Origin of the sequence: Microcoleus sp. M2_D5 (genome assembly GCF_036701935.1) — a bacterium.
GTDB lineage: Bacteria > Cyanobacteriota > Cyanobacteriia > Cyanobacteriales > Microcoleaceae > Microcoleus.
The window spans coordinates 1-25254 of record NZ_JAUBRP010000019.1 but is presented as its reverse complement, the minus strand read 5'-3'; the positions used below and the strand labels follow the sequence as shown (position 1 = coordinate 25254).

Annotated in this window: 23 protein-coding genes and 1 tRNA gene; 17 read left to right on the top strand and 7 right to left on the bottom strand. The window is 43.5% G+C overall.

The annotated features are described in order from the left end of the window. From QUA50_RS10730 to QUA50_RS10715, 4 genes are all read left to right on the top strand, one after another. On the top strand, positions 1-951 hold the full coding sequence (locus tag QUA50_RS10730) for a DUF192 domain-containing protein (protein ID WP_333056334.1): 951 nt from the start codon (positions 1-3) through the stop codon (positions 949-951). Between the two features lie 170 nt (positions 952-1121). Beyond that, positions 1122-1454 carry a CRISPR-associated ring nuclease Crn3/Csx3 gene (crn3, locus tag QUA50_RS10725; protein WP_333056335.1) on the top strand — a complete coding sequence of 111 codons (333 nt, stop codon included), beginning with the start codon at positions 1122-1124 and terminating at the stop codon, positions 1452-1454. 341 nt (positions 1455-1795) lie between these two features. After that, positions 1796-2425, top strand: a complete 630-nt coding sequence (locus QUA50_RS10720) for a hypothetical protein (protein ID WP_333056336.1) — start codon at positions 1796-1798, stop codon at positions 2423-2425. A 180-nt stretch (positions 2426-2605) separates the two neighbouring features. Beyond that, positions 2606-2788 (top strand): hypothetical protein, encoded by a 183-nt coding sequence (locus QUA50_RS10715; RefSeq protein ID WP_333056337.1) that lies wholly within the window; start codon positions 2606-2608, stop codon positions 2786-2788. Here QUA50_RS10715 and ureC read toward each other — a convergent pair. From ureC to QUA50_RS10690, 5 genes are all read right to left on the bottom strand, one after another. Further along, on the bottom strand, positions 2785-4557 hold the full coding sequence (gene ureC / locus QUA50_RS10710) for an urease subunit alpha (RefSeq protein ID WP_333211426.1): 1773 nt from the start codon (positions 4555-4557) through the stop codon (positions 2785-2787). The two genes, QUA50_RS10715 and ureC, sit on opposite strands and share 4 nt — an antisense overlap. A 5-nt stretch (positions 4558-4562) precedes the next feature. After that, complete coding sequence (locus QUA50_RS10705) at positions 4563-5564, bottom strand: DUF91 domain-containing protein (protein ID WP_333056339.1); 1002 nt, start codon at positions 5562-5564, stop codon at positions 4563-4565. A gap of 67 nt (positions 5565-5631) precedes the next feature. Next, positions 5632-5943 (bottom strand): urease subunit beta, encoded by a 312-nt coding sequence (locus tag QUA50_RS10700; RefSeq protein ID WP_333056340.1) that lies wholly within the window; start codon positions 5941-5943, stop codon positions 5632-5634. Positions 5944-5976: 33 nt separating this feature from the next. After that, positions 5977-6279: an urease subunit gamma gene (ureA, locus tag QUA50_RS10695; protein WP_006635319.1), complete on the bottom strand. Its 303-nt coding sequence runs from the start codon at positions 6277-6279 to the stop codon at positions 5977-5979. A gap of 173 nt (positions 6280-6452) precedes the next feature. Next, positions 6453-7328: an urease accessory protein UreD gene (locus QUA50_RS10690; protein WP_333211429.1), complete on the bottom strand. Its 876-nt coding sequence runs from the start codon at positions 7326-7328 to the stop codon at positions 6453-6455. A gap of 203 nt (positions 7329-7531) precedes the next feature. On the opposite strand from QUA50_RS10690, the gene fmdA reads away from it, so the two are divergent. From fmdA to QUA50_RS10655, 8 genes are all read left to right on the top strand, one after another. After that, the gene (fmdA, locus tag QUA50_RS10685; protein ID WP_333211431.1) at positions 7532-8707 is read left to right on the top strand and encodes a formamidase; all 1176 of its coding nucleotides are present in this window, start codon (positions 7532-7534) and stop codon (positions 8705-8707) included. Positions 8708-8839: 132 nt separating this feature from the next. Continuing rightward, positions 8840-9103, top strand: coding sequence for a zinc ribbon domain-containing protein (locus QUA50_RS10680; RefSeq protein WP_333211433.1), 264 nt, complete (start codon positions 8840-8842; stop codon positions 9101-9103). Between the two features lie 330 nt (positions 9104-9433). Continuing rightward, positions 9434-12157 carry a DNA methyltransferase gene (locus tag QUA50_RS10675; RefSeq protein WP_333262315.1) on the top strand — a complete coding sequence of 908 codons (2724 nt, stop codon included), beginning with the start codon at positions 9434-9436 and terminating at the stop codon, positions 12155-12157. Positions 12158-12398: 241 nt separating this feature from the next. Beyond that, complete coding sequence (locus QUA50_RS10670) at positions 12399-14195, top strand: ATP-binding protein (RefSeq protein ID WP_333262936.1); 1797 nt, start codon at positions 12399-12401, stop codon at positions 14193-14195. After that, positions 14144-14272 (top strand): 7-cyano-7-deazaguanine synthase, encoded by a 129-nt coding sequence (locus tag QUA50_RS29255; RefSeq protein ID WP_445243154.1) that lies wholly within the window; start codon positions 14144-14146, stop codon positions 14270-14272. Before QUA50_RS10670 ends, QUA50_RS29255 begins: the two co-directional genes overlap by 52 nt. A gap of 146 nt (positions 14273-14418) precedes the next feature. Next, positions 14419-14598 carry a 7-cyano-7-deazaguanine synthase gene (locus QUA50_RS10665; RefSeq protein WP_445243153.1) on the top strand — a complete coding sequence of 60 codons (180 nt, stop codon included), beginning with the start codon at positions 14419-14421 and terminating at the stop codon, positions 14596-14598. 173 nt (positions 14599-14771) lie between these two features. After that, positions 14772-15662: a phosphate/phosphite/phosphonate ABC transporter substrate-binding protein gene (locus QUA50_RS10660; protein ID WP_333262934.1), complete on the top strand. Its 891-nt coding sequence runs from the start codon at positions 14772-14774 to the stop codon at positions 15660-15662. A 146-nt stretch (positions 15663-15808) separates the two neighbouring features. Then, entirely contained in the window at positions 15809-17716 is a 1908-nt protein-coding gene (locus QUA50_RS10655; protein WP_333262931.1) for an ATP-binding protein, read from the top strand. Positions 17717-17780: 64 nt separating this feature from the next. Here the strand turns inward: QUA50_RS10655 and QUA50_RS10650 are convergent, their stop codons facing one another. Both QUA50_RS10650 and QUA50_RS10645 read right to left on the bottom strand, forming a co-directional pair. Beyond that, complete coding sequence (locus QUA50_RS10650; RefSeq protein ID WP_333298638.1) at positions 17781-17903, bottom strand: hypothetical protein; 123 nt, start codon at positions 17901-17903, stop codon at positions 17781-17783. A 93-nt stretch (positions 17904-17996) separates the two neighbouring features. Next, positions 17997-18081, bottom strand: a tRNA-Leu gene (locus QUA50_RS10645). 198 nt (positions 18082-18279) lie between these two features. Between QUA50_RS10645 and ndhL the strand changes: the two genes are divergently transcribed. The 5 genes from ndhL to QUA50_RS10620 all read left to right on the top strand — a co-directional run bounded on the left by ndhL (position 18280) and on the right by QUA50_RS10620 (position 24743). After that, positions 18280-18495 (top strand): NAD(P)H-quinone oxidoreductase subunit L, encoded by a 216-nt coding sequence (ndhL, locus tag QUA50_RS10640; RefSeq protein WP_193972727.1) that lies wholly within the window; start codon positions 18280-18282, stop codon positions 18493-18495. Then, the gene (locus QUA50_RS10635) at positions 18496-18801 is read left to right on the top strand and encodes a DUF3007 family protein (protein WP_333056347.1); all 306 of its coding nucleotides are present in this window, start codon (positions 18496-18498) and stop codon (positions 18799-18801) included. 305 nt (positions 18802-19106) lie between these two features. Continuing rightward, a complete protein-coding gene (gene trpA / locus QUA50_RS10630; protein ID WP_333262929.1) occupies positions 19107-19904 on the top strand; it encodes a tryptophan synthase subunit alpha in 798 nt (265 codons plus the stop codon). Between the two features lie 491 nt (positions 19905-20395). After that, the gene (locus tag QUA50_RS10625; protein ID WP_333262926.1) at positions 20396-21031 is read left to right on the top strand and encodes a DUF6658 family protein; all 636 of its coding nucleotides are present in this window, start codon (positions 20396-20398) and stop codon (positions 21029-21031) included. A gap of 1300 nt (positions 21032-22331) precedes the next feature. Continuing rightward, positions 22332-24743: an ATP-binding protein gene (locus QUA50_RS10620; RefSeq protein ID WP_333263065.1), complete on the top strand. Its 2412-nt coding sequence runs from the start codon at positions 22332-22334 to the stop codon at positions 24741-24743. Positions 24744-25254: the final 511 nt, after the last annotated feature.

Below are 25254 nucleotides of genomic sequence, written 5' to 3'. Positions count from 1 at the left end.
ATGGTTAACATCGACGGTACTTTTGGCTTCGATTTTCTCGCGGGAACTCTCAGCAACGATACGATTAGAGGATTTGCGGGTAATGATACTATTCAAGGTTTGGGGGGAAACGACCGAATTTTTGGCGATCGGGAAAATGACTTGCTAGCAGGAAATGAAGGCGCTGATACGCTGTCTGGCGGGCAAGGAAGCGATACAATCTATGGAGGACAAGGTGAAGATGGGATTTTTGGCGATCGGGGTCACGATTTGCTAATAGGCGGCGAAGGCGGGGATATCTTGACAGGAGGGGCAGGCGATGATTTATTTGTGATTGAAAGAACCTCCGCCGCATCTACTATTACTGAAGCGGATATAATTACAGATTTTGGCAACGGCAATGATAAAATTGTCTTGACAGAAGGCATGAAGTTTAGCGATTTAGAGCTTTCTGTTTCCAACAACCAAACTATTATGAAAGATAAAAACTCTGGTGATTATTTAGGAGTTGTTTTGGGAAATTCTAATCTGACAGAATCCAACTTTATGTCGCTGTTTGGCGGACTAGATAGGGGTCAGCTTTTGCCAATTTCTGTTAACACGATTATAGCCGATCGCGCGTTAGCGCAGCCCTCGCAGAGGATCGGACTAGAAGTGGCGCAAACTCCCCAAGAACAAGCGACAGGTTTAATGTTTCGCACAGAATTACCAGACGACAGAGGAATGTTTTTCCCGATCGAACCCCCGCGAAACGTGCGTTTCTGGATGAAAAACGTGTTTATTGAACTCGATATGGTTTTTCTGCGGGAAGGCGTCGTGCAGGCGATAATTCCTAACGTACCGCCGTGTTTGAGCGAAACCTGCCCCAACTACGGCCCGGATGTTCCCGTTGACGGAGTGATTGAACTCAGAGGCGGAAGGGCGGCCCAATTGGGATTGAAAGTGGGCGATCGGATTCCCAATTTACCCTAAAAGGTAGATGATATCATGTCTGTTTGATTCGGACTTGTATGATGTTAAATTTTGTAGGGGCGGGTTCACCAACAATAATTGCCCATAATCTACAATATAATAAACCCGCCCCCGCCCATACTACCGGACATGATATGATTTTATCGCAGCATTCAACATTTGTGCATCCAATGAATCCTATTGAATTAAAAATAATCCCCAATCAAACTCAAGACGGTTTAGCTTACCAACATTTGCGCTTGCGAATTACAACTCAAGACGGTATCATCACACCCGATGATTTACAAGGTTTGAAACTTCCTCAACACGTTCAATTAAGCCAAGGAATTGTCATTGAAGGTAGAGGAGCAATTTGGCTGTACGGGTATTTAGTGCACGAATGTCATCCTGCAGCTTGGGTTGGATGTTACGATCCGCGATTAGAAGGTGCGGTGGTAGTAGCGACGCACAAGCACGAGGTATCAGTTGGACAGGTATTAAAATTGAGTTTACCGAGCGATTAAGACTCTCCTGAGTTTTAGGTAATAATAAATAAAAATAAAACTTCCCGTGGTGGGGGCATCTTACCTGCCTTAGCGACTGTGAATTTCTTACTCCCTCCCCTTGCTAAGGGGAGGGTTGGGGTGGGGTAAAAAATTTACGAGTCATTTAGCATTGCTATAGCTCCCTCAGAAGATTATTAGCCACAGATGCACGCACAGCAATCCCTATAAATTCACAAAACATCTGCGCTGTTTAGCGTGCAGTTGGTGTTGTCATGCACCTTACTGAATCCGCACTAAGGCAAAAAAATAGTTTGACGGGCAATATACTATTGTTAGTTGTTATTTCTTAGTTATTAATTATGGCAAATTACAGAACTGTATTGTTGTTCAATAGTCTAACTTTAGTGCTAGTTGGGCTAGTGACGGCGTGTCTGAGTTTATTCGGTTCTTCAGTAAAAGGGTTATTTTTGCCGCCTTGTTCTGCCACGTATCCGGGTGCAGGTTTCTTTTTCTTGGCGTTTCAAATGTTATTTTATTTATCGGTAATGGTGTGCGCTTTTACCTTTGGATTGCTGAGAATTATTCAACCCGATCGCCCAGAAAATCGATTTATTTTATATTCGGCACTGTTTGCAGGTTGCTTTCTGTTCAATGAAGTTTTTCGCACCCACGTTCATCTGGGACGTGCGGGTTTTCCGAAAGTTACAATTGTCATATTTTACGCGGTGCTGGCAATTGCATATGGATTAGCTTTTCGGAGACAAATTCGCTCGACTCCCTATGCTTTACTGCTGAGTGGCGTTGGTTTGTTATTTGTTGCCTTTTTTGCAGAAGCGCTGCCTTTAAAAAACGAGATTGTTTCGAGCTTGCTGGAGGGAATACCGAAGCTGTTGAGCGGGATTAATATTGCACTTTATTTTTGGTTTTTGTGTCAGGGTTTGATAGTGCGATCGCTCAATTTTTCTAACAATAAATTACATCCCGAATGAAGTAAGATGAAAATTTGCCGTTGGGTGGGGGCGGGTTTTTGAGATAGTCGGTTTTTGGCAAATATTGTTGGTAAAACCCGCCCCTACATGATTGTATAATCGGTTAAAACTGAGATATTGCACAGTGTCAATTAGCTTTTTAGGAACAGGCTTTCCGGCCTGTTCCACAAGAAAATTTATATGTTGTGGAACAGGCCGGAAAGCCTGTTGCTGACAATGGTGCCTGTTCCACAAGAAAATTTATATTTTGTGGAACAGGCATCTTACCTGTTGCTGACAATGGTGCCTGTTCCACAAGAAAATTTATATTTTGTGGAACAGGAATCTTGCCTGTTGCTGAAAATGGTGCAAAATATCAGTTAAAACAAAAAGTACCGCTGCGCCATTGGCAAAACTGTTGCCGGTTCGCAAGTTAACAATTCCCCATCCGCCCTGACTTCATAAGTTTCTGGATCGACTTCCATTTGTGGCAAATAATCGTTGAGTTTCATATCTCTTTTACTAATTTGTCGTGTGCCGGAAACTGCTACAGTGGGCTTTTGCAAACCAAGCTGTGCGGCAATGTCTCGATCGCGCGCAGCTTGGGAAACAAACGTCAGACAAGTCGCCCCAATCGCACCGCCAAAACTGCCAAACATCGGCCGCATATGCACCGGTTGCGGCGTCGGAATGCTGGCGTTAGCATCTCCCATCTGCCCATAGGCGATCGCCCCTCCTTTAATTACCAGTTCCGGTTTCACCCCAAAAAAAGCCGGCCGCCACAAACACAAATCCGCCAATTTCCCCTCTTCCACCGAACCGACATACTGACTAATTCCGTGAGTAATCGCCGGATTAATTGTATATTTCGCAATGTACCGCTTCACCCGAAAATTGTCATTAATCCCCTCTGTTTCCCCCCCTTGGTAAGGGGGGGTTATCCCTCTTGTTTCCCCCCCTTGATAAGGGGGGGTTAGGGGGGGTAAATTCCCCCGCTGCACTTTCATTTTATGTGCCGTTTGCCAAGTCCGAATAATCACCTCTCCCACTCTTCCCATCGCCTGCGAGTCAGAAGAAATCATACTAAACGCACCTAAATCGTGCAAAATATCCTCAGCAGCAATAGTTTCCCTTCTAATTCTCGACTCAGCAAAAGCCACATCTTCAGGAATGCCTCGATCCAAATGGTGGCAAACCATCAACATATCTAAATGTTCTTCTAAAGTATTGACAGTGTAAGGGCGAGTCGGGTTAGTTGACGAGGGCAAAACATTAGCTTGTCCGCACACTTTAATAATATCCGGTGCGTGTCCGCCGCCAGCACCTTCCGTGTGGTAAGTGTGAATAGCGCGATTTTTAAATGCGGCAATTGTAGCTTCCACAAATCCCGCTTCATTGAGAGTGTCGGTGTGAATTGCAACTTGCACATCGTACTCGTCAGCGACACTCAAACAAGTGTCGATCGTTGCTGGTGTAGTTCCCCAATCTTCGTGGAGTTTCAAACCCATTGCACCGGCAAAGATTTGTTCGACTAATCCTTGGGGTTGACTGCTATTTCCTTTACCTAAAAACCCTAGATTTACCGGGAAAGCGTCGGCTGCTTGCAGCATTCGGTACATATGCCAAGGCCCAGGAGTGCAGGTTGTGGCGTTTGTACCCGTTGCGGGGCCAGTGCCGCCGCCGATCATTGTCGTGATTCCAGAGGCGATCGCCACTTCAATTTGCTGCGGACAAATAAAGTGAATGTGAGTGTCAATTCCCCCAGCAGTCAGAATCATTCCTTCACCGGCAATTACTTCAGTACCAGGCCCGATAATAATATCTACCCTATCTTGAATGTAAGGATTTCCGGCTTTACCAATTTTGTAAATTTTCCCGTCTTGAATCCCAACATCTGCTTTAACAATTCCCCACCAATCTAATATTAAAGCATTAGTAATTACCGTGTCAACAGCGCCGTCCGCATTAGAAATAGGCGACTGTCCCATGCCGTCGCGAATAACTTTGCCACCGCCAAATTTAACTTCATCCCCGTAGGTTGTGAAGTCTTTTTCAACTTCTATGAATAATTCTGTATCGGCTAACCGGACGCGATCGCCCGTTGTCGGCCCGAAGGTTTCCGCGTAGGCGCGGCGATCCATTCTGTAACTCATATTAATTAGCTCCTTACTTGATTTAATTTTCCCACAAACTGGTTCACCTGTTCTTCTGTTTTAAAGAATCCTTCAGCAATTAAACCAAAGGAATCATTTTGTTCTATTTCTTGATAGTTAGGCAACAAATTAGCAAACTCTTCTGCATCAATGTTTAAATAGTTTGAAATTCTATCTATGTATACCTTAACTTTTAGACCATTCCTAGGCGTGCTTTCAGTTAACAAAAGATTTAAGATAAGTTTGCCATTTTGACTTCTTTCTCTCAATGCCAGACCTTTTGTTGTTGTATTTATCCAAAATATATCTGGTACAACTTCGTCATAAAGTAGTCTATAGACTTTTCCAAATTCATTGCTATCTGCTATTTCAAGTAATTGTTCCAGGGTCAAAGTGGGATTTTTTTTTGATATATTTACAGGTTTTATTTCAGGCTCGATAAACATTTTTCTTGCTAGTAACTCTCTACCGCTTGAGTCACGGAAATACTGGAATGTTGCGACATTGATTCTCACACCATAAGTTTCTGACAAGTATTTAATAATCCTTTCAGAAATAATATCTATCTGTGCAGCTACAATTATAATGTTGTGCTGATAATTCAAAATATCAGGGAATTCTGAGCTAAATTTATCACAGAAAGCATCTTCTAAGTTACTGCCATTTTTAGTCAGTAAATAAGCATTGGCAATTTCTGTAACTCTCTCCTTTGACAAATCCTTAACCCATGAGGCGTAATCCAAGGCTTGTGCTGTTACTTCTCTTGATGTTTTGTCCTTCTTTAACTCAACAATGACTAAATCTCCGTACCTATCTATACATAAAAGGTCAAGTTTTCCACCATAATCAGTAATCACTTGCCGACCAATTACTAAGAGATCATCTGCTAGGAGGGAAATATCATTATCTAGCCAGGTTTCCAAACGAAATTCTAAGTCTAACTTAGATTCGGTAATTTCATTCAATTTATCCTTTGATATTTCCCACAATCTAATTTGATCGGGCATATCGAATTATCCTCCTACTAATTATTCTTTTTAAGTTCGGCCAAAAAGTCTCGTCCCTCTAAAAATCTCATCCATCTAACTCACCATTCACTTTTCCATTGAAGCCGTAGACTTGACGACTACCAACAAACGGCACTAATTGCACTTCCCTTTCATCTCCCGGTTCAAACCTGACTGCTGTACCTGCGGGGATATCCAACCGCATTCCTTTTGTTTGTTCTCGATTAAATTCTAAGGCTTCGTTGGCTTCATAAAAGTGATAGTGGGAACCGATTTGAATGGGTCGATCGCCTTTATTTCCTACCAGCAACCGTAGTATTTTACGCCCTGCATTTAATTCTATTTCGCCTGCTGAAACAATCATTTCTCCGGGAATCATCTTTTCCTCCTCTGAGTCTATGTGGTTGATTTTTTAACGTATCGGATCGTGGACTGTTACCAACTTAGTTCCATCGGGAAAAGTCGCCTCAACCTGGACTTCATGCACCATTTCTGCTATCCCTTCCATCACATCTTCCCGCGTCAGGAGAGTTGTTCCGTAACTCATTAAATCGGCGACGGTGAGGCCATCTCTGGCTCCTTCTAAAATGGCGGCGGAAATGTAGGCTAGTGCTTCTGGATAGTTTAATTTTAAACCTCTTTGTTTGCGGCGCTCTGCTACCAGGGCGGCGGTGAAAATCAGCAGTTTGTCTTTTTCTTGGGGGGTGAGTTGCATTTTTATTCTTGTAAGTGCGATCGCATTATTTGGTTATGATATCGTTTACGGTTGTTGCTGAATGATTAAGAATGATTAAACCGCAGAGGGCGCAGAGGGCGCAGAGTCTCCAGAAGAGAGAGATGAATAATCTAGTTAGGAGGGCAACTATAGATTGAAACTCAAATATCATCCTATTTTATCCAAACTCTGGGCAAACAGCAAGGGCGTTCTGAAAAAGACAAGCGCAGCAAGTGCCAAATGCTGACAAACCAGTCTCTCGCTGCAGTTGTGGATGTACCGCGATATCGGCACAGCAAACCGTTAGGAATACGAGTCACGCCGACGGTGGAATTACCAGGATAAATTGTTGCCTCAGATGGCAAATCTCGCACTTTTTCGACGACTTCTGTGGTTACGGGTTCGCCTACCCAAGCGAGGGTGGCGACTACGGGTTTTCCTGCGAGGCCGTGAGGACTTTCGAGCATTTTTTCTCCACCTTTTAGCAATTGTCTATCAATCCATAAAGGACTGTTTTGTTGCCAGACTTCGGTGTGCGAGATCCATTCTCCCGACAAGAACTTTTCGCCCCTAGCACTGCGTCCAAATCTGGTAATTTCCCACAGTAAAATCTTCGCTGTTGGTGCTAATTCTACCCGCAAATTTTGCCGATATATGGCGCCATCAAAAACTATAGTTTCTTGGGGCAGCCATTCTAAATTAGCACCAGATTCTAGTTTAATGTCAATATTTTGTTGTGATTCTAGTCCGCTGCTGCGATAGATTTTACCAGCGGCGGCCGTGGTAATCAAGGCTTTGGCGTTGGCTTGGAGGTGAAAATGGCCCGAAAGTCGATCGCCCCCGACAACTCCCCCAGCCGTGTGCAAGATGACGCTGTGGCAAATCTCTTTCCCTTCAGGATAAAACGGGCGCTGCACCTTGAGGGGTGCTTGCATTTGATTGTGAATGATTTGAGTTGCACCGCTGCGGTTAGCGTAGACTAAATTGAGGTGGCCGTGCCATCCAGTTTCAACTTGATCTATATGTTGTTTGGTCAAATTTTCAGTCACTAATTTTTTAATTTAAAAACATTCACTATCAAAAACATACCACGACTGCGGCGCTTCCCTCCAATTAGTTAAATAATGATAATCGTTATCGGAAATATTTTTGGTTTCTGCACTTATTAGTATAAGAATTTACATTTATCAACCATCAGATCGGCGAAGATGCGCGTACCATGTAAAAATCAGTAACTAGAGGAGTGCAGAATATGCCTCAAGTTCTCTTCAAAGTTGATTTGACCAAACCGATGTCCGAACAGGAATTAGTCGGTCACAATCGCTGGCATCCAGATATTCCAGCAGTAGTTTCCGTCAATCCCGGCGATGTATTTCGCATCGAGTGCAAAGACTGGACAGACGGACAAATTAAAAATGACGACAATCCCGACGACATTCGCGATGTAGACTTAACAGTAGTTCACGTTTTGAGCGGGCCAATTTACGTTAACGGCGCGCAGCCCGGGGATATTTTAGTAGTCGATATCCTCGATATCGGGGCTTTGCAAGGGGACGAATGGGGTTTTACGGGAATTTTTGCTAAAGAAAACGGCGGCGGTTTCTTGACCGAACATTTTCCGACTGCTGCTAAAGCAATTTGGGATTTTCAGGGAATTTATACCGCTTCCCGACACATACCAAAAGTCAGGTTTGCTGGGATTACTCATCCGGGTTTAATCGGCTGCGCTCCTTCTCAGGAATTGTTGAATAAATGGAACAAACGGGAAGCGGAATTAGTAGCCACAAATCCCGATAGAGTGCCGCCTTTAGCAGCACTGCCGAACCCCAAAAATGCTGTTTTGGGGTCGCTGCAAGGGGCAGAATTCGAGCGAGTGGCGGCAGAAGCGGCGCGCACTGTTCCTCCCCGCGAACACGGCGGCAATTGCGATATTAAAAACCTGTCGCGGGGTTCGAGGATTTATTTCCCGGTTTATGTCGAAGGCGCGAAACTTTCGATGGGAGATATTCACTTTTCTCAAGGAGACGGGGAAATTTCATTCTGCGGGGCAATTGAAATGTCGGGTTACATCGACCTCCACGTTGATATTATCAAAGGTGGCATGGATAAATACGCGATGGTCAACCCGATTTTCAAACCCGGGCCGGTGGAACCCCGCTATTCTGAGTACCTCGTTTTTGAAGGGATTTCTGTTGATGAATTTACGGGTCAGCAGTATTATATGGATGCCCACGTTGCTTATCGCCGAGCTTGTTTGAATGCGATCGAATATTTGAAAAAGTTTGGTTTTACCGGAGAACAAGCGTATTTACTGTTAAGCTGTGCTCCGGTTGAGGGTCGCATCAGTGGCATTGTGGATATTCCCAATGCTTGCTGCACTATTGCTTTACCGACAGAAATTTTCCAGATGGATATTCTGCCGTCTTAATTACAGTCCTGGACGCACGTCGAGGTCAGAAACCGGGTTTCTTCGTAAATCTCTAGTTATCAACCAACGATTTTGCAGAGAAACCCGGTTTCTTTGCCTAAGTCCTGTTAGTATCAGCAATCAAAAATTGATATGCCTCTCTACGATTTTAAGTGTGAAACTTGCGGCACTTTTGATAAGTGGCGCCCTCTTGCAGAAGCAGATACACCGGTGCTTTGTCCGAGTTGCGAAACTGTTGCTAAACGCATCTTTTCGCCGCCGATGATTCTAACTGGAAAGCTGCGGTTGAAAGGTCAAGAAAATCGGGAACCGGAGGTAGTTAAGCGTTCTGAGGAACCTAAACCGCAGCGGAATCGCGAACACCGAGGGGGACGGCCTTGGATGATCGGTCACTGATGTAGTTTGATATTCCGACAGTCCGATAGTCCGGCAGGGAATGAATTCCCTGCCTCAAAGCGAAAGTCCTCGCTATGAGGACTGTAAAGTTAGTATTTGCTTGCTGTGCGTAAGTCCTGTATTTCAGTCGGTTTCAACCGACTTTTGCTATTAGACAGGGACTTCAGTCCCTGGCGGGCATGGCGGGCATGGCGGGCATGGCGGGCCAAGGAAGTATGAATCAATTCTACTCTCTTTAAAAAAGGCTAGGGAGTATCGAAATTTTAAGCGATCGCTGCGTAACTTCTAACCAGATTATACTAATTAATATGCGTTTTAAATTATCCTCCCATGCCAGCCACCCCTGAAAGCCTCCAAAAATTCGTCACCTACTGCCAACAACACATTACAGGCGATGAAAAAGGACAAGCACAGGTATTTTTAGACCGCTTCTTTCGGGCTTTCGGCCACGAGGGGGCATTAGAAGCCGGCGCAACCTATGAGGAACGCATAGAAAAAAGCAGCAAAAAAGGTCAACTCGGATTTGCTGATTTGGTGTGGAAAAAGCACGTTTTGATTGAAATGAAAAAGCGCGGTGAAGATTTGACTAAAAGAGAACACCGCACCCAAACAGAACGCTATTATATTCGCCTCAAAAAAGACGATCGCCCGCGCTACGTGATGATGTGCAATTTTGACGAGTTTCACATTTACGATTTCGACCTTCAGCCGGATCAGCCTGTAGACATTATATCCCTAAAGCAATTGCCCGCGCGATCGCCCGCTTTTGCCTTCATGGAATCTACCAGCCGCCGCCCCATATTCAAAAACAACCAAGTCGAGATTACCGAAAAAGCTGCTAGCAGAATGGGGATGCTGCTGGAAATGTTAATCGATCGCGGCCAAGAGCGCAAATTTGCTAAATTTAATCAGTTTCAGGCCCAGCGATTTGTGTTGCAGTGCGTCTTAGCAATGTTTGCCGAAGATAGAGGACTTTTGCCGCCGGCATTCTTTACTCGCTGCGTCAAAGATTGCCTAGAAGGAGCAAGTTCTTACGATGTCTTGGGCGGCTTATTTCAAGCAATGAATCAGCAGGGAGTCACGCCCGCAGGACGTTATGAAGGAGTCGAGTATTTCAACGGCGGATTATTTTCGGAAATACACCCCATTGAACTGCAACAGGGAGAGTTGAAAATATTAGAAGTTTGTGCCGAACAAAATTGGAGTCAGGTACGCCCTTCTATTTTTGGCAATATCTTTGAATCCGCTTTGAAAACAGATAAAAAACAGCGCCGCGCTTACGGGATTCACTTTACTACTGAGGGAGACATTCGCCGCATTGTTTTGCCCACAATTAGCTATTACTGGGAAGAGCGAATTAACGCTGCAAATACCGTAGCCAAACTGCAAAATCTGCACCAAGAATTAGGTCGCTATCGCGTCCTAGATCCGGCTTGTGGTTCGGGTAATTTTCTGTATGTAGCTTATCAGGAACTCAAGCAAGTTGAAAAGTTACTTTTAGATAAGCTAAACGAGTTCGACGGTACAAGAGGTTATATGAATTTAGTCACGCCGCTGCAATTTTACGGCATGGATATTAACTCGTTTGCGGTGGAGTTGGCGCGAGTGACGTTGATGATTGGCCGCAAGGTGGCGATCGACAATTTGGGATTGAAAGAACCTTCTCTGCCTTTGGATACTTTGGATAAAAATATTGTCTGTGCTGATGCTTTATTTACTGATTGGGTAAAGGCTGACGCGATTATCGGGAATCCTCCGTTTTTAGGCGGAAAGCACATGAGAATTGCCCTGGGAGATGAATATATTGACCGCGTGTTTAAACGCTTTCCTGATGTGAAAGATTCGGTTGATTTTTGTGCTTATTGGTTTCGCATTGCTCACAATAATTTAGAACTAAATGGCAGGGCTGGTTTAGTTGCTACTAATTCAATTAGTCAAGGTAAAAGTCGTGCTGCTGCTTTAGATTATGTCGCGCAAAATGGCGGTTACATTTATGCAGCCGTTTCTACTCAGCCTTGGTCTGGGGAAGCTAAGGTTCATGTTAGTTTGATTAACTGGAGCAAGGAAAAGCCGAAAGTTTACTATTTAGATAATCTCGCGGTTTCAAGTATTAACTCTTCGCTACAAGCTACGATTGATGTTTCTCAAGCTGCCCGGTTGTCAGCGAACTCAAACAAATGCTTTCAAGGTGTAATTCCAGTGGGAATGGGGTTTATTGTTACTCAACAGCAGGTTAATGATTGGATTAAAGCTGATGCGAAAAATCAAGAGGTTCTTAAACTTTTTTCAATGGGGGCAAATCTCGCAAAAAATCCTAATTGTACGCCGGAACGCTGGATTATTGATTTTAATGATATGAGTATTGAAGAAGCTAGCAATTACGAACTACCACTAGAGCATATTAGGATTCATGTTAAACCTGAACGCGAGCAAAACCGCGAAGCTATTCTGCGAGAAAAGTGGTGGAGATTTAAGCGTACTAATCAAGGAATGAGAAAGGCGATCGCCCCCTTATCTGACTACTTCACTGTACCGAGAGTCTCAAAGTGGGCTGTCTTCATTCCCGCCCCCGTTAGTTGGCTGCCGGGAGACAAATCAGTAGTTGTTGCCTCAGAAGACTTTTATATTCTCGGCATTCTCTCATCTAACATTCACCGAATTTGGATGCACGCTCAAAAATCAACTCTCAAAGGAGATATCGCATACACCCACAATACCTGCTTTGAAACTTTCCCATTTCCCCAGACACCGACTCGTAAATCAGTAGAGCAAATTCGGGCAACGGCGGTCGAATTGCATCAATACCGCACTCAACAAATGTCCGCAAAGCAGTGGGGAATTACTCAAGTTTACAATAAGTTTTTTGAAGAACCCACAAGTCAACTTTATAAACTTCATGAAGCGCTCGATCGCGAATGTAATGCAGCTTATGGATTTACTGACAGCGACGATATTTTAGCAAAAGTGCTGGAATTCAACCTAGAACTGGCAGAAAAAGAAAAACGGGGAGAGCCGGTAGTTGGGGCTTGTGTTCCAACTGACTACAAATACTAATCGCTCTTATCATAACTTTTGTAAATTTGCGTATAATCACATAGATTGTTGATATAGATCACAAACACTCTAGTCGAAAAAGAGAGATACTAGGGGAAGCCTTGAGTCTTGAGTTGTGATTTTTGAGTTAAAAATTTAAAATTTAAAAATTAAACACTCAAAACAGCTTTCTGCTTTCAGCATAAGTGCCTTCTGCATTTATTCGCTCAATTACTCCTGATTGTTTTGGGAGGAGCTTTCAATGTTATTATTTACCCACACTCAGCCCCAAGATAGCAAAGTAGAGCAAGAACACTCTGCTAAAAAAACCTTGTTACACCATTCAAACATTAATATAAGTTGGCTAAAAGGACGATTCAACTATTTGCGGATCGGTCAAAAAATCAGCTATGGCTATGCTTTAGCTATCGGCATAGCGATTTTGGGAACTGGTGCGGGACTGAGATTGGGAGACTACTTTCACCAGCAAGCTTTAGTTCAGGTAAATGTTGCTGGGCAGCAGCAGCAACTGCTGCAAAATTTGCAAAATACCGTATTTGAAGCCCGATCGCACGCGGCGAGATTGCCAGTCGTTTTGGGAAACGCCGTGTGGCTGCAATACGAACACGATCGCTTTGTCGGGCAAATCAATCAGGCCAAAATCCTGATTTCAGAACTTGAATCTTTCGCACGAGAACATCCCGAAGGACTAGCAACAGAAGAAGCAGCATTGCACGCTATATTGAAGAAATCTGCCCTCGTCATTGATTACTACGCTCAGCTAATTAAATTGCAGTTAAAAGAAGCGGAAGTGGGGAATTTGCCCCCCAAAAGCATCGAGTCCGCACAGCTACAAATGTTGAGGACTAGCAGCGGCCAAGAGGCGATCGTACTAGATGGCCTCGCTCACAGTTTAACCGAGCTAATTTCTACAGTAGAAATTCACAAACAGGAAGGAATCCAAGCATTAGAAGAATCTGAAAATTTGCGAAACCGAATTCTTCTCGGGAGTATGCTAATTTCAGCACTCCTAGCCGCCCTGCTAGCGGACAAAACCAGCCGCGCGATCGCCCAACCCCTCGAAACCGTTACTAATGTCGCTCAGCAAGTTGCTCGCGAATCGAATTTCAACCTGCAAGTACCAGTCACAACCGACGACGAAATCGGAGTTTTAGCTGTCTCTTTCAATCAATTGATTCAGCGAGTTAGCGAGTATACAAAAGAACTCAAAGAAACTCAATCCCAATTAATTCAAACCGAAAAAATGTCGTCTCTCGGTCAAATGGTGGCAGGGATAGCCCACGAAATTAACAATCCTGTCAACTTCATCGGGGGCAACATTGACTATGCCAACCAATATATCGAAGATTTGGCAGGTTTGGTAACTCTCTATCAAGAATATTATCCCAACCCACCAGATGCCATTCTAGAGCGCATCGAAGACATTGAACTCGAATTTCTCAGAGAAGATTTGCCAAAAACCCTCTCTTCGATGAAAATGGGAGCCGATCGCATTCGCGAAATTGTCGTATCCATGCGGAATTTTTCGCGATCGGACGACGGAAAAATGAAATCAGCCGACATTCACGAAGGAATTGATAGCACCCTCGTAATTCTCAATCACCGGCTCAAACAAGGTATTCAAGTTATTAAACAATACGGCAAGTTGCCTGCGGTTGAGTGCTATCTGGCCCAACTCAATCAAGTATTTATGAATATTATTAGTAATGCAATAGATGCGCTGGAGGAGGTGAAAAAGCAAGACAAAGGCTATTCGCCAACCATTTGGATTAGCACGGAAATTACGGCAGAGAATACTGTCACCGTCAAGATTCGGGATAACGGGCCGGGAATTGCGTCCGCCAGTGCCCAACAGATATTTGACCCATTTTTTACTACAAAGTCGATCGGCAAAGGTACTGGATTGGGATTGGCTATTTCCTATCAAATCCTTGCCAAACATCAAGGCAAAATTGAGGTAAACTCTCAAATAGGACAGGGCACGGAATTTGTGATTACTTTGCCAGTTGCTGCGTATACATTAGTATCAAGACTTTAGATTATTCCCGCTATCGAGACTGTCGCCCCCATTATATTCAAACCATGCAAAAAGTATTTCGCATAGGGGCACAATAGGGGAAAGAACGTGATGCACTCTCTATCTTAATAAGCTGTGGAGCATTTAAACCACTAACGAGGTCGCTCCGGGTGCGAAGCGAAGCGAACACTGACTATACATGGAAAACGCCTTAAAACTGACGCACCATACAATACCATTTTAAATGCTCCACAGCTTACCGCTGATTGAGCTAAAAAAGACAGAAATCATTAAATTAGGCCATAATGGGCGAGTGCCTTGCGAAAACACTTGGTTTTGTTACGGCAGCGATAAAGTTGCTGGCCGCGTTTGCGATTCCTGTGAGTTAAGGCTGGCAGCGTTTAATGAGTTAGGTTTACAATAGCCGCTGCCTTATGCTCCCAACCATAACACCGATAGACAAAAATTTTCTTAATGATTTTGCCGCAACAGTTGACTGAAGCTTAACCAACGGATAATCTATTTTAACGAAAGCTTATTCCAAATAGCTTATAATAGTCATGCAATTTTCAACTGCCACTAAAACTCCTAAAAATTATGAAGCGGCGGCATTTTGTTGGGTTATCGCTATTGCTTGTAGCAAGTTGTTCTACAACAGTAAATCAATCTAATCGCACTTCTTCCAATTTTGCCGTAAGTGAACCAGAAACCCTTGAATTTGCTGTAACTGATGTTCGGGGTGCAGAAGATTTGCAGCAAAATTATCAAACATTTCGGACTGTTCTAGGGGAAGTTTTGGAGAAAAAAATTGAATTGTTCCCCGTAGATAACTATATAGCAGCAGCCGTAGCTCTCCAGTCTGGTCAGCTAAAATTAGCTCTAACAGGGCCATCTGAATACGTGATTATGCGGGCCCGGACAAATGCTGTTCCCATCATTGCCATCACCCGCCCGGAGTATCACTCAATTATTGCTGTTTCTGCCAATAGCGAGATTAAGTCAGCAGCACAATTGAAAGGTAAAACAACAGCTATGTGGGAAGTAGGTTCAACTAGCGGTCATTTAGGCCCGATTAAAATTCTACTCGAAGCTGGCTTAAATCCCCAAACTGACATCAAAATCTCAATGTTGGGTAAAAATGGTTTACAAGCTCTCAAAAAGGGTGAAGTTGATGCCTTAGCAATCGGTTATACAAGATACCAAAACTTGCTCAATAGCGAGGGTTTATCTGAAAGTGAGTTTCGGCTAATCGCAACAGGGCAACCCTTGCCTAATGATTTGTTTGTAGCTAGTAGCAATCTGCCTATTGTTGTTGTTGAAAAAATGCGCGATCGCCTGGTAGAAAATCAAGACAAGCTAATTGAAGCAATTTTAGTTGGAAAAGCTAATGATAAGTATCAAGGAGCTAAACTGGTGCCAGCAAACGACAGTGATTATAACATGATTCGTGAAGTTTATAAAGCCATTGGTCAGGGGAATGTCTTTTAAGGTTAAATTTTATCTAATACCCAATTTGTAGTATAGCTTTAGCCCTTAATTCATCAACTATAGGGAATATTCCCTACTGCGAATAAGAGACTTTATTTATGTGCATTTACTACTAAACTTGTTAAAATTTATATCTGGTTGCCAGTATGCAAAAGTTTGAACAGGGAGAGAATGGGGCTGTGAGGTTAAAAAACCTTATCCTCAATAGACGAAAAAATAATGCCGCTGTCACTGAAGGATCTCGCGACATCAAAAATCCTCTCACAAAAACTCCCTTCACTGCAATTAACCGTTTCATTTCTCGGTTAAGCATTGCCAAAAAAATTAATTATGGCTACTCCCTAGCAATGGGAATAGCCGTACTAGGAACCACAGGGGGAATGCTCTGTGGAGACTATTACCAAAAGCAAGCTTTCCAAGCTTTAACCTTCGCCGACGAGCAACAACATTTGCTCAGGGATTTAGAATATTCCGTGCAGGCAGTGCAGTCACATCCCAAACGGCTAATCTCTGTCTTGGGAAATTCAATCTGGTTTGAATATGAAACTGCTAAGTTCTTGAAAGATGTTGATGTAGTAAAAAAAAATATTGCAGAACTAGCTTTATTTACGGAAGAACATTCCACAGACTTAGCAGTAAGTTCTGCTGATTTAAAGGAATTGTTAGACGGTTACACAACTGCGACAGATTCCTATTCTCAATTGCTCAAATCTTTTTGGCCAGAAATAGCTCCCTCCTCACTAAAACCCGAAGAAGTTAAAGAGGCACAGCAGCAAGTATTGGATTTAATCAGAGGGGATAGAGCTGTTAAGCTAGATGTTAAGTTTGAGCGACTGTCAGAGAGTTTGAGCTTGATGACAGAAGTAGCTAAGGCACAGCAAAGACAAGCCTATGTGAATTTTAATATAGCTGAGAAATTGCGAGTGCAAATCATCGTAGTGAGTATGTTAGTGTCAGTTGCGATCGCTACTTTTCTAGCCATCTGTACCAGCCGCGCGATCGCCATCCCTATCCAAGCTGTAACCAGCGTTGCTAAAACTATTACTCAACAAGCAAATTTTGATTTGCAAGCACCTGTCACCACAGAAGATGAAGTAGGAACCTTAGCAAAATCCATCAATCAATTAGTTCAATGGGTAGCAGAATACACCCATGAATTAGAGCTGGCTCGCCAAACTTTGGAAGAGCGAGTAGAAGAAAGAACAGAAGAGCTTACAGCAGCGCTTCACCAACTAAAACACACCCAAACCCAGTTAATCCAAACCGAAAAAATGTCCAGTTTAGGGCAAATGGTGGCAGGCGTAGCCCATGAAATCAACAACCCTATTAATTTTATTCACGGCAACCTAGAATACGCCAACGAGTATATTATAAACTTGCTGAATTTACTCCGTCTCTATCAGCAGGAATACCCGCAACCCACAGAGGCGATCGCACAAGAAATCGCAGAAATAGAACTAGAATTTATCACAGAAGATTTACTAAAACTGCTTGAATCTATGAAAATAGGTTCAGAACGCATCCGGCAAATAGTTTTGTCTTTGCGAAACTTCTCTCGCTTAGATGAATCTCAAATGAAATTAGTTGATATTCATGAAGGCATTGACAATACACTGTTGATTTTGAACAGTCGGCTCAAGCACGGAATTGAAGTTGTCAAAAACTATGGACAATTGCCCGAAATAGAGTGTTACCCAGCGCAGCTCAATCAAGTATTTATGAATATTATAGCAAATGCGATAGATGCACTAGAAGAGTCATCCCATGACTCTAAAAAAGGGGAAAATCCTCAGATTTTAATTCAGACGCAAAAGTTGGACAGCAACCAAATTATGGTGCGAATTTGCGATAACGGCCCCGGCATTCCATCCGCCATCCACAGTAAGCTATTTGACCCATTTTTTACAACGAAAGAACCAGGAAAAGGCACTGGTATCGGACTCGCAATTTGCTACCAGATTGTGGAAAAACATCGGGGAAAAATAGAGGTAATTTCATCTTTGGGAGGGGGAGCAGAGTTTGCGATCGCACTACCCGCCTCATCTCAAACTTGAAGCTAGATATTGTCTATTTTGAGGACATTAATGTGTTAACGACGGCACATAATTTGTTATTCCACTATTTAAACTCAGCTCCGACAGCCGCCCCATTTCCAGAACCAGCCGACTTGCTCAACTCGTTGACAGCCTGACGCAAAAAGTCCGGGGCGAACTGGGCAGATATAGAGGCGCTTTTGGACATAGTAGAAAACCATTAGCGCGAAAATTGAGCGGCAAACAGAACTCTTGGTGACAAGAAATCTGAAACCGTTGAATCACAAACGATTGAAATAGATGGGGGCGGAGGGACTTGAACCCACACGACCGTTTCGGGTCAACGGATTTTAAGTCCGTAGCGTCTACCATTCCGCCACGCCCCCCTTTGGTTAAGCTGCTGTCGTTTTGAGCGATTAACAGCAACAGCCTTTTATTCTACAGCCAAAACCCCAATTTACGCAACCCCTAATCAAAAAATTCCCAAAAGTCGCGCTGGATCTCCGCAAGCGGTACAATAGTTAACCAGCTAACGGAGCGTGTCAACTGACTTACCGGTGTTATTATTCCCCTAAAGCAAATCTATGTATATTACCTTACTGCTTTACGCCGTCTTGGCAGGAGCCTACCTCCTGGTAGTACCCGCGGCCACCTACGCTTACCTGAACAGTCGCTGGTACGTCGCTACCTCTTTTGAGCGCGGCTTCATGTACTTCTTGATGTTCTTCTTCTTCCCAGGTATGTTTCTCCTAGCTCCATTTTTGAATTTTCGGCCCAAACGGCGGCAGATAGAAGCCTAAATGCGACGTATTGACGTAATTGGAATCAGTGTCGGCTTTTTTGTAGCAGGTGGGTTTGTCTACTTGCTACTGCAATTTGCCGGACTCGACAGTATGAATGCCGGGATTTGGAGTCAGTTGTTTTTGGTTGCTGGCTTGATTGGCTGGCTGGTGACTTATTTATTTCGAGCACTGACTCAAAATATGACCTACAGCCAGCAATTGCAAGACTACAAAGAAGCTGTCTTGCAGAAGCAACTGGATGCACTCACTCCTGAAGAATTAGCCAAACTTCAAGCCGAAATTGAGCAGGAAAAAGATAGTTAGTCAGTGGTTAGTTGTCAATTGTCAGTGGTTAGTTGTTAGTTGTCAGTGGTTAGTTGTTATATCATGTCCGGTCGAGCGAGATCGATTTTTGTAGGGGCGGGTTCACAAACAATACCGCCCATAATTGACAATATCAAAAACCCGCCCCGACCGGGCTATTATGGTTAATCGCTCGGACATGATATTAGTTGTTATTAGCTAATACCAACTGCCAACAACCAACTGCCAACTGCCAACAACCAACTGCCAACAACCAACTGCCAACAACCAACTGCCAACAACCAATGACTGATGACTAATAACTAATGACTATTTCTAATTGTTTTGAAACGTTACGCAAGAACCACCAATGTGCATTGATTCCTTTTATTACTGCTGGCGACCCAGACTTGGAGACAACGGCTAAAGCACTGCAAGTTTTGGATGATAACGGTGCAGATGCGATCGAGCTTGGCGTTCCCTATTCTGACCCGCTAGCTGACGGGCCGGTGATTCAAGCTGCTGCTACAAGGGCTCTACAGGGGGGGACGCGGTTAGATTCGGTGCTGGAAATGGTAGCGAAAGTTAGTCCGAATTTGCGATCGCCCATCATTCTCTTCACATACTACAACCCGATTTTGTACCGAGGTATAGAAACCTTCTTGCAGCAAATCAAAAGTGCTGGAGTTCAGGGATTGGTTGTACCAGACTTGCCCTTAGAAGAAGCAGACAGTCTCATCCAACCTGCCAACAAATTAGGGATTGAACTAACATTATTAGTGGCTCCGACAAGTCCCAAAAGTCGTATAGAAGCGATCGCTCGCCAGTCTCAAGGATTTATTTACTTAGTCAGCGTGACGGGGGTGACGGGAGTGCGCGAAGGCTTAGAAACGAGAGCAAAAGAGTTGCTGCAAGAACTTCGCGCCGTCACCGACAAACCCATCGGCGTCGGGTTTGGTATATCGCAACCCGAACACGCTCGCCAAGTGAAAGAATGGGGTGCAGATGCTGCGATTGTTGGTAGTGCTTTTGTCAAACGCTTGGCCCAAGGAACTCCAGAACAGGGTTTAGAGGCGATCGGCGAATTCTGCAAAAGTCTAAAAACAGCGATTCAAAATCCTTAGTAACTGTACAGATACTTTCAGCCATTAGACAGATGTGTGCGATCGGGATGTGCCATCACAATTGCGATTAAAGACCTTGTTGTACTTGAGATAATACACCACATTCCTTCTAGTTCCTGACTAGAAGGTTTTTTTTGAGCCGAACACGCACAACATTTCAACATATTGCAGGCATGGAGAACCAAACAGCTATGTATGCAAACGACATTGCCTTCTGCGGTGGGGTGTGCTGCGACTTTTAATAATGGGTAAAAGATTGAGGATTGTCCATTCCTTCTTCCCGATCGATGATTTCTCTCCGCTCGCCAAGATCAAGATCCTTCTTCCTTCTTCCTTCTACTATAACTTAAGGAATGTAACTTGGGATAGATGAAAAACTACAGTTTCTATTCGTATACTTAAAAAAGTGTTTAAGTACCTAATTTGGTAAGGCTAGACATCTACAAAGCCACAAGGCATTTGAGCATCTCACAATAGAAAGGAGCATTTTTATGAAGAGACTAACTGCATTTCTGAAAAAAATTCGAGCTGTACAAATTTTAACAGTTTTTCTGGCTGGCATTTTAGTATTTGTGAGTACGGCCTGCAGCAGCGCCCCTGATATTATGGCAGGAAAAACTGATGTGACGACAGGAAAAGGAAAAACTGCCGACCAAATTAGAGAAGAAGTGCCGAGCGGGGCTGTAACGTCCGAATTCAAAGGCGGCATGAACGATTACAGCGATGTCGATCCTAGAAACAAAAAGATGACAACAACAGAAGCAAAAGCTCAGCTTCTCAAAGATCAAGCGCAGCGCCGCATTGAGACGAAATCTAGCAACAATGTAGGTGAAAATGTGCGGCGGGTAGCGGATGATGCGCCTGAAAAACTCGACCAAATTGGCGAAAAAATCAAGGAGGATGCTCGCACCGCCCAGCAGAAAGCTGATGACTTTGGCGACAAAACCAAACAAGGCTTTGCAAATCTTAAAGAAAACACTCGCGAAGGCTTGAAGGGAGCAAAAGATATTGTTAAAGAAGCCACCGAGGGAGCAAAAGAAAGAGTATCAGAAGGTACTGAGTCTCTGAGATATAATACCGCCGGCGGCCAAGAAAATATCAATGATGCAGCACGAGATGCAAGATAGAAGGGTCAAGATGCCTCAGACGATATTTGCTCGAAAGTGAATCGAGATATTGACTTAACTCAACGATAGGCCAAAAGAGCGACAGACGACTAATCTCAAATAACGCTGTTTCCTTTTCTGGAAGCTACATTCCGACAGGGGTTTTAACCTCTGTCGGAATGTAGGTAAAGTCAATCAATTTTAGATTTTAGATTTTAGATTTTAGATTTTAGCATTGACTTGCGCGAGATAAATACGTTCGGCAAGTTTTATGGGATACAGGTTTTTTATTTCTGGACGGATCGATCGCGTGGCGGGTATTCTGGATGCGGGAATTGTCATGTGAAGACTACTGCCTATTAATATTTTATTTGGTTTTTAACCTCTGGGAGGGCTATTAGGCCGGAAGTAGAGTGGAAGAGGGTTTCACCACAATGCAACGGCCCTGTCCTTTTCTAGAGGGGACTGGAATGCCACTTTTTTCACGACAGATTCTTTCTAATTTCTATAAATTATATTTAGATTTTTTAAGGTAATAACTTTTTGACCCGCTTCGCGGAAATTTGGGCGATCGAGCTATATTAAATTCAATTAATTAAGGTGTGTATTTTTAACTACATGACAAGGAGGTGTTTATACGGTATTTTGCGTTTATTTAATCGCTTTTGAGATTAACAGCAGAAACTTATACGTAAGTAAACAGCTTTAATCGCGATCGCCCAAGTATAAAACATTATTTTTTAATAGATAATTTGATTTTTTGATCGACAGCTCGAAAATTATGGTGTTTATGCCCTAAGATATATAGATAAAGTTTTGTCAAGTTAATGTCTGGGTTGAGGTCAGCCAATATGGACACAATAATAAATGCAGTATATTTGACTAGGGTAATACCGGGGTATCGCTCGATCGCGCAATCGCGCAATCGTACACAGATTCTCGCTCGGCTATCGCTCGATTCATGGGCCAGAAAGACCGACAACCCATCGCTAAAATTCTCAAACCTAGGCCATTGTGGCTGAGGATTTCTGGGAGGCGGTGCTGCCAAAATCACAAAAAGTTGCATTAGCGACCGTTAATTGCATCGGTAGAAATAGTCCTAAACAGAACAGAAAATTTCGACAGAATGAAACGCAGACCGGTTATTTACAAATACATTAAACCTTCCAATCTTTCAATTAATCTTGACTGTTACCTGCTATAGAGAGGTGTATAAAATTTAGCAAAAAAAGGCCACGGATTCGGGATATATTCGAGCCGTAATCCGCAGCCAATCGACAGGGGAAATGGAGGTAAACCTTATCTTGGGAATTGTGTTTTGATGCTAGTAACGATGATGCACGACTTTTATGATGCGCTGGCAGATTTGGCAATCTATGCAGAGGCCCCACCCGCGGAGCGCCAACAAATCCTGAAGCGCGTTGGGGCTAGTCAGAAAAAACTCAAAGAATTCGCGCACCATACGCCGAGCAATTACCAACACAAGTTCGATCTGGTTGAGGCAGAATTGCTGGGCGTTTTGGGACAGACAGCAGAAGCAATGGAATTGTACGATCGAGCTATTACCGGAGCTAAAGCTAACGAATATGTCAATGAAGAAGCTCTCGCCTGCGAACTCGCTGCTAAATTTTACCTGTCATTAGGAAGGGAAAAAATTGCCAGACTATATATGATAGATGCCTATGATTGTTATGTCCGCTGGGGAGATAGAGCCAAAATAGACGACTTAGAACAACGTTATCCTCAACTATTAAAACCGATTTTAGAAACCGCAAAACTCTCTGAACATCCATTAGCAAATTTTCCAACACCTGCTGGGAAAAATCAATCGCTTCATCCATCCATTCATCCGTCCATTCATCCGTCTGTTTCAGCGAGCGTCTCAGATTTCGGAAATTTTTCAACAGTGCTCAAAGCTTGTCAAGCGCTCTCTAGTGAAAGAGAACTCGATCGACTGATTGCCAAACTCATGCAACTGGCGATGAAAAATACAGGAGCTGACAAAGGAGCGCTGATTTTACCAAACGGCAATCAATGGGAAATCGCGGCTACCAGCGCGCTGGACAATTCGGGAGTCGAGTGGGCGATCGACTTATCATCCGCAACACTCGATGAAAACAGCGATATCTTGCCCCTCAAAATTGTTGACTGCGTTAAAAATTTATTGAAACCTGTGATTGTTCGGGATCTCGCTCAACAACGCGATTGGGATTCCGACTCCTACATCCTCAAATACCAACCGCAGAGCCTGTTGTGTTGGCCGATTCTCGATCGAGGCAACTTAGTCAGCATTTTGTATCTGGAAAATCGCTTAACCGCAAGAGTTTTTACTCGAGATCGCCTGCAACTTCTCAATCTCCTGTGTTCCCAGGCAGCCATCTGTTTGCAAAATGCTCTGCTCTATAAAAAATATCAGGATTACAACCAACAATTAGAGCGATCGCTAGTAAAATTTAGCAGAACCGAAGCTCAGCTTGCCGATCAGAAAAAAATGCTCCAAGCAATTCTTGATGTCGCTCCGATTTGGATTTGGATGGTTAATCCCAGTGGTAAAGTACAGTTTTTGAACAAGACATTTTCTCAAGATGTGGGTGTGGCTATAAGCGATTTCCTAGATGTCGATCACTATAAAGATATACTGGGGGAGAATGCAGCGGGCTGTCTGGCTTCAGATGCCGCCTGCCTTGCTCAAGATTTGCCGCATTACTCCAGCGAAATTCTCAGACTTGTTGACGGCAAACTACACGATTTAGAAATCACGAAAGTGCAGTTAAAAAATTCCCAGGGCGAGACAATCGGGATTATCGGTTTGGGTGTTGATGCCACCGATCGCAAGCGAGCAGCCGAACTTTTGCAAGAGCAAAATCAACAGCTAGAACGAACTTTAAAAAATTTACAGCAAGCACAACTGCAAATCGTGCAAAGCGAAAAAATGTCGGCATTGGGTAATTTGGTCGCCGGAGTCGCCCACGAAATTAACAATCCGATTGGATTTATTTCTGGCAATTTAAGCGAAGCTAAAAGGAGTTTGGAAGATGTGATCGAACACTTAGAATTGTATCGCTCCGCTGCATCGCCATCGGAAATAGCCGACCACGCCGAAGAGATAGACCTCGATTATCTTTTGGAAGATTTACCGAAAATGATTGATTCAATGCAACTTGGATGCGAGCGCATTTGCAGCATCAGCAACAGTTTGCGTACCTTCTCCAGAGGCGACAAAGACTACAAAGTTCCTTTTAATATTCACGAAGGCATTGATAGCGCTATTTTAATTTTGAAACACCGTCTCAAAGCAAACGAACACCGCCCGCAGATAGAAGTGATAACTAAATACGGAAATCTCCCTAAAATAGAATGTTTTCCCGGTCAATTGAATCAAGTTTTCATGAACCTGCTTGCCAATGCGATCGATGCCTTAGAAGAGTCAAATATAGGACGAACTTTTAGCCAAATTACCGCCAATCCCAACCGCATCACTATCTGCACGGATATAGTCGGCGAAGGGTACATTAAAATTAAAATTGCTGATAACGGCACCGGAATCAAAGAGGAAGTTAAACAGCAGATATTCGACCATTTGTTCACGACGAAAGGTGTCGGCAAAGGAACTGGATTGGGGTTGGCAATTGTCCACCAGATTGCGGTAGAGAAACATGGCGGAAGCATCGAGGTGAATGGCGAGCCGGGAGTGGGGACTGAGTTTGCGATCGTTTTACCTGTGAAGGGATAAATTTGAATTAAAATTTAATGTTTTTTGGGTGATCGCGTAATAAGATATACTGGCTTAGATGCGGATATTTTTTTTTAAACCCTTGGCATAACTATTTTAAACTAGCATCATTTTTTTCATCAAGCAGTTGTTCGATCGCATCAATTTTTCCAAGCAACTTTAAGGAAAATCCGCCATCGGTAGAAAGGGAAGCTAGACTTTTTACTTCTACCTAGGGAATGGGCGAGTTTTTAAACACAAGCTTTGAGCTATCTTAAAACGTTATGAGTTGCTCGCCCTCATGAAAGAGGATTGCGGTGTGCGAGTCCAAAACGCTAATGAACTTGACTGAGTGTACCTCATGCGGTTGATAACTGGTAGATTAACTCAGGTTGTGTATCTGACGGAGGAATTAAAAGCGATGAAACTCTTTGCCAGGGAATGAATTCCACAGGGCTTATAGCTAAGGATCGTGGATTAAATAACTTATAATTTTAATTGTTATTGTGGGATGGGCGTCCCGCCCGTCTAT

Bases quoted from the DNA above. Each gene is read 5' to 3' on its own strand.
- QUA50_RS10730 (WP_333056334.1), top strand. From the start codon at position 1: ATGGTTAACATCGACGGTACTTTTGGCTTCGATTTTCTCGCGGGAACT.
- crn3 (WP_333056335.1), top strand. From the start codon at position 1,122: ATGAATCCTATTGAATTAAAAATAATCCCCAATCAAACTCAAGACGGT.
- QUA50_RS10720 (WP_333056336.1), top strand. From the start codon at position 1,796: ATGGCAAATTACAGAACTGTATTGTTGTTCAATAGTCTAACTTTAGTG.
- QUA50_RS10715 (WP_333056337.1), top strand. From the start codon at position 2,606: ATGTTGTGGAACAGGCCGGAAAGCCTGTTGCTGACAATGGTGCCTGTT.
- ureC (WP_333211426.1), bottom strand. From the start codon at position 4,557: ATGAGTTACAGAATGGATCGCCGCGCCTACGCGGAAACCTTCGGGCCG.
- QUA50_RS10705 (WP_333056339.1), bottom strand. From the start codon at position 5,564: ATGCCCGATCAAATTAGATTGTGGGAAATATCAAAGGATAAATTGAAT.
- QUA50_RS10700 (WP_333056340.1), bottom strand. From the start codon at position 5,943: ATGATTCCCGGAGAAATGATTGTTTCAGCAGGCGAAATAGAATTAAAT.
- ureA (WP_006635319.1), bottom strand. From the start codon at position 6,279: ATGCAACTCACCCCCCAAGAAAAAGACAAACTGCTGATTTTCACCGCC.
- fmdA (WP_333211431.1), top strand. From the start codon at position 7,532: ATGCCTCAAGTTCTCTTCAAAGTTGATTTGACCAAACCGATGTCCGAA.
- QUA50_RS10680 (WP_333211433.1), top strand. From the start codon at position 8,840: ATGCCTCTCTACGATTTTAAGTGTGAAACTTGCGGCACTTTTGATAAG.
- QUA50_RS10675 (WP_333262315.1), top strand. From the start codon at position 9,434: ATGCCAGCCACCCCTGAAAGCCTCCAAAAATTCGTCACCTACTGCCAA.
- QUA50_RS10670 (WP_333262936.1), top strand. From the start codon at position 12,399: ATGTTATTATTTACCCACACTCAGCCCCAAGATAGCAAAGTAGAGCAA.
- QUA50_RS10665 (WP_445243153.1), top strand. From the start codon at position 14,419: ATGCTCCACAGCTTACCGCTGATTGAGCTAAAAAAGACAGAAATCATT.
- QUA50_RS10660 (WP_333262934.1), top strand. From the start codon at position 14,772: ATGAAGCGGCGGCATTTTGTTGGGTTATCGCTATTGCTTGTAGCAAGT.
- QUA50_RS10655 (WP_333262931.1), top strand. From the start codon at position 15,809: ATGCAAAAGTTTGAACAGGGAGAGAATGGGGCTGTGAGGTTAAAAAAC.
- QUA50_RS10650 (WP_333298638.1), bottom strand. From the start codon at position 17,903: ATGTCCAAAAGCGCCTCTATATCTGCCCAGTTCGCCCCGGACTTTTTG.
- ndhL (WP_193972727.1), top strand. From the start codon at position 18,280: ATGTATATTACCTTACTGCTTTACGCCGTCTTGGCAGGAGCCTACCTC.
- QUA50_RS10635 (WP_333056347.1), top strand. From the start codon at position 18,496: ATGCGACGTATTGACGTAATTGGAATCAGTGTCGGCTTTTTTGTAGCA.
- trpA (WP_333262929.1), top strand. From the start codon at position 19,107: ATGACTATTTCTAATTGTTTTGAAACGTTACGCAAGAACCACCAATGT.
- QUA50_RS10625 (WP_333262926.1), top strand. From the start codon at position 20,396: ATGAAGAGACTAACTGCATTTCTGAAAAAAATTCGAGCTGTACAAATT.
- QUA50_RS10620 (WP_333263065.1), top strand. From the start codon at position 22,332: ATGCTAGTAACGATGATGCACGACTTTTATGATGCGCTGGCAGATTTG.